This window comes from Paenibacillus sp. N3.4 (assembly GCF_008017805.1).
Taxonomy (GTDB): Bacteria; Bacillota; Bacilli; order Paenibacillales; family NBRC-103111; genus Paenibacillus_E.
Genome location: NZ_VRTT01000166.1, coordinates 1 through 3,442 on the forward strand (window position 1 = coordinate 1; position 3,442 = coordinate 3,442).

At 34.6% G+C, this 3,442-nt stretch carries 3 protein-coding genes and 1 pseudogene; 3 read left to right on the forward strand and 1 reads right to left on the reverse strand.

Annotated elements, in window-relative coordinates; genetic code table 11:
- The 3 genes and pseudogenes from FU659_RS34590 to FU659_RS39290 form a co-directional block, all read left to right on the forward strand.
- A partial coding sequence (locus FU659_RS34590; protein WP_147951681.1) for an HAD family hydrolase occupies nucleotides 1–780 on the forward strand: 780 nt, incomplete at its 5' end.
- A pseudogene (locus FU659_RS34595) lies at nucleotides 781–2,750 on the forward strand (glycoside hydrolase family 65 protein); the annotation flags it as partial. It lies immediately after the preceding gene.
- Nucleotides 2,739–3,023 carry a glycosyl hydrolase family 65 domain-containing protein gene (locus FU659_RS39290; protein WP_397357192.1) on the forward strand — a complete coding sequence of 95 codons (285 nt, stop codon included), beginning with the start codon at nucleotides 2,739–2,741 and terminating at the stop codon, nucleotides 3,021–3,023. The pseudogene FU659_RS34595 and the gene FU659_RS39290, both read left to right, overlap by 12 nt.
- A 285-nt stretch (nucleotides 3,024–3,308) precedes the next feature.
- Here FU659_RS39290 and rpsK read toward each other — a convergent pair.
- Nucleotides 3,309–3,442 (reverse strand): 30S ribosomal protein S11 (gene rpsK, locus FU659_RS34605; RefSeq protein ID WP_147951684.1); only part of this gene is annotated, 134 nt, incomplete at its 5' end.

Sequence of the window (3,442 nt, forward strand, 5' to 3'; positions counted from 1 at the left end):
GTAGAACTTCTTGAGAATGAAGTTAAGTTAGTAATAATAAGTGGTACAAGTTATGAAAATATAGCAGGTGGGAAGCTTCATGAGCTTATAGATAGAAAGCTACTTAAAAACTTATATTTAGGTTTAGGTAGGGGCTCCTTTAATTATGGCTTTGATGAGATGGGAAACTTAAAAATCTTAGGTGGGGTTTTGCCTAAAAAGGAAGAGGTAATTAAAATTCATGAAGTCTGTTTTAAGCTTCATAAATATCTTTTGAGTAAGTATAACTATGAAACAGATATAGTTTTTAGTAGACCCGGTTATTGTAAAATTGATCTTTTGGTGGGTTTAGATCGTCAAGGAAAATTATTTCTACAGCCTGAGGAAATTGATATGGTAACGCAACGGCTAAAATTTTATGGCTATAAAAAGGGAATAAAAGGTCTAATGGATTATGCCGGTGAAATAGGTAAAACTGTTGGCATAGATGTAAAGGTTACTACAGATGCAAAATATCTTGAAGTTGGGATGAGTACTAAAGGGGATAATGTGGACAGCTTGTTAGAAGAAGTAATCTTAAGTAAAGCTATAAAGATAGAAGACTGTTGTTTTTGGGGAGATGAATTTACTTACCTTGGGGAAGGGGTACAAGGCAGTGACGCTTATATGATAACAGATAAATCTCGTAAGGGTGACTTCTTCGATGTTTCAGAAGCTCCTTTAGGACTTCCTCCAGAGGTTAAAGCTGTAGGTGGAAGCGTAAATAGCTTCTTAAATTTTCTTGAAAAGAGGGGAAAGTAAATGGAATTTTTGCCTTGGAAGATAGTTGAAAAAGACTATGAACCAGAGAAAAATATATATTATGAAACAAACTTTACTTTAGCAAATGGTTATATGGGCTTACGTGGTTGCTTAGAGGAAGGTTTTAATAAGGAAATGGAAACCTATCCGGGAAACTATATTGCAGGGGTTTTTGATAACTTTGAGGGTGACTATGTGGAAATAGTTAACTGCCCAGATTTTATAAGCACAAATATATGGATAGGAAATTCTAAATTAGACATGACTCAGGGGCGGTTATGGGATTATAGCAGAACCCTAGATATGAAGGCAGGTACCTTAACCCGTGAATTTACTTGGGAAGATCCTGAGGGAAATATTACTCATTTTTACTTTCAGCGTTTTCTATCTATGGATAATGTGCACTTAAACTGCTTAAGAATTAGACTTACACCAGTAAATCATCAACTGCCAATGAAACTTGAAACGGTGTTAGATGGAGATGTATTTAATAGAAAACAAAGGGATTATCCCCCCATAAAAAAAATAATTCCAAATTACCATTTTAATACAGTAAAAGTAGAAGGATTTGGTAAAAATGGAGCTTACTTAGAATCTTGTACTAAAACTACAGGAATAACTTTAGCGCAGTATGTTTGGCTTTCACCTATAAATAATATGAAAGTAGACCTAGAGCTTAAGGAAAGTAAGGTAATTCAAACTGTTATTTTTGAAGGAGAAATAGAAAAAGAAGTTGGTGTTGATAAGTATGTAGCAACTTACACTTCTCGTGATGCCAAGACTACAGAACTAAAAGCGCTAGCAGGAGAGGAAATAGTTAAAGCAGCAAATAATCAGTATGATATTTTGTATAATTCTCATAAACTGGCTTGGGAAAAACATTGGGAAATAGCTGATATAGAAATTGAGGGGGATACTTCCTCCCAACAAGGAATACGTTTTAATATATTTAATTTAATTCAGGCCAATGCCTCTTGGGATGCCTACGTAAACTTGCCAGCAAAGCTATTAAGTCATACTCGCTATAAGGGCAATGCTTTTTGGGATACAGAAATGTTTATGTTCCCATTTTATTTATTTACTAATCCACAAGCAGCTAGAAATTTATTAATGTATAGATATAATATGCTGCCGGCTGCCCGTGAAAATGCTAAGAGACGTGGTCTAAGAGGTGCTATGTATCCTTGGATGAGTGCCCATGATGGCTCAGAACAATGTGACAGCTGGGAATACGGAGATTGTGAAATTCATATAACCGCCGATATTGCCTACGCCCTAGATCAATATGTGCAAACTACCAAGGATATAGATTTTTTGGAAAATTACGCTACAGAAATTTATATTGAAACCGCTAGATTTTGGGTAGAGCGTGTAGCTTTTAATGAAAGGCTAGGGAAATATACCATTCTTGCGGTTAAAGGTCCAGATGAATACTGCTCTATAGCAAATAATAATATGTTTACAAATTATTTAGCTGAAAGAAATCTAGAGCTAGCCATAGAAGCTGTAGAGTATTTGGAGCAAAATTCTAGAGAAAAATTAATAGAACTAAAGAATAAACTTAATTTAGAAATAACAGAAGTAGAACAATGGAAGAAGTTAGCAATAATATATATAAAAATTGGGATAAAAGCCGTGAGCTTTTAATTCAAGATGATGCCTTTATGGATTATCCTGAAATTGATATGGAAAAATATGCAGACAGAACCATGCCACTACTTGAAATAATAGGCTATGAACGTGTTATGAGATATCGTATATTAAGACAAGCTGATGTATTATTACTGATGTATTTACTTAATGATAAATTTGATAAAACACAAAAACTAACAGCCTATAATTTTTATGAACCAATAACTACTCATGATTCATCACTGTCCTTTAATACTCATTGTATAATGGCTGTAGAGCTAGGTATGAAGGAAAAAGCTGTAGATTATTTCTTTAAAACCTGCAGATTGGATTTAGATGACGAACAAGATACTGCAGCTTCTGGCCTTCATGGTGCCTCCCTAGGTGGAACTTGGCAGGCTGTTGTAAATGGCTTTGGCGGTTTAAGAGTTATAGAAGGACAACTTCATTTGGCGCCCATTATTCCTGAAAAGTGGAAGAAGTTAAGCTTTAATATTCACTTTAACGGTAGGTTAATAGGAATCTCAATTACAGAAAAGGCTACAGAGGTTAAGCTTATTAGTGGAGATGGAATTGAGTTGTTTATTAATAGGAACAGTGTAAAAATATAAATTTATAATATAGAGACATCCATAGATTTGTGTAAATCAAATCTGTGGATGTTTTTTGGTGCGCCCAGCATCGGCGCTATCTTGATCAAAACCTTGGTACATAAATTATAACAAAGGGAGATAAAAAAACCGGGGTTGGTGTCGCGTAGGCATAATTTGTTCGGGAATGTAGGTTGGATAGTAAAAAAAGAAGAAGAAGGTAAATATTTTTATAGTTAATACTTTAAAAAAAGAGAGATGCATCATTGCAAAAAAACAAGTCGAATAAATAAAAGGATAAGTCATTTATACCAATATTTCTTTTGTATCGATACTTATATAACCATTGTGAGGAACCGGAGTCACGTCTTTAATTAGGTTTACTTCAAGACCAGCTGCTTGTAAAGAGCGAATTGCTGCTTCACGACCAGCGCCTGGAC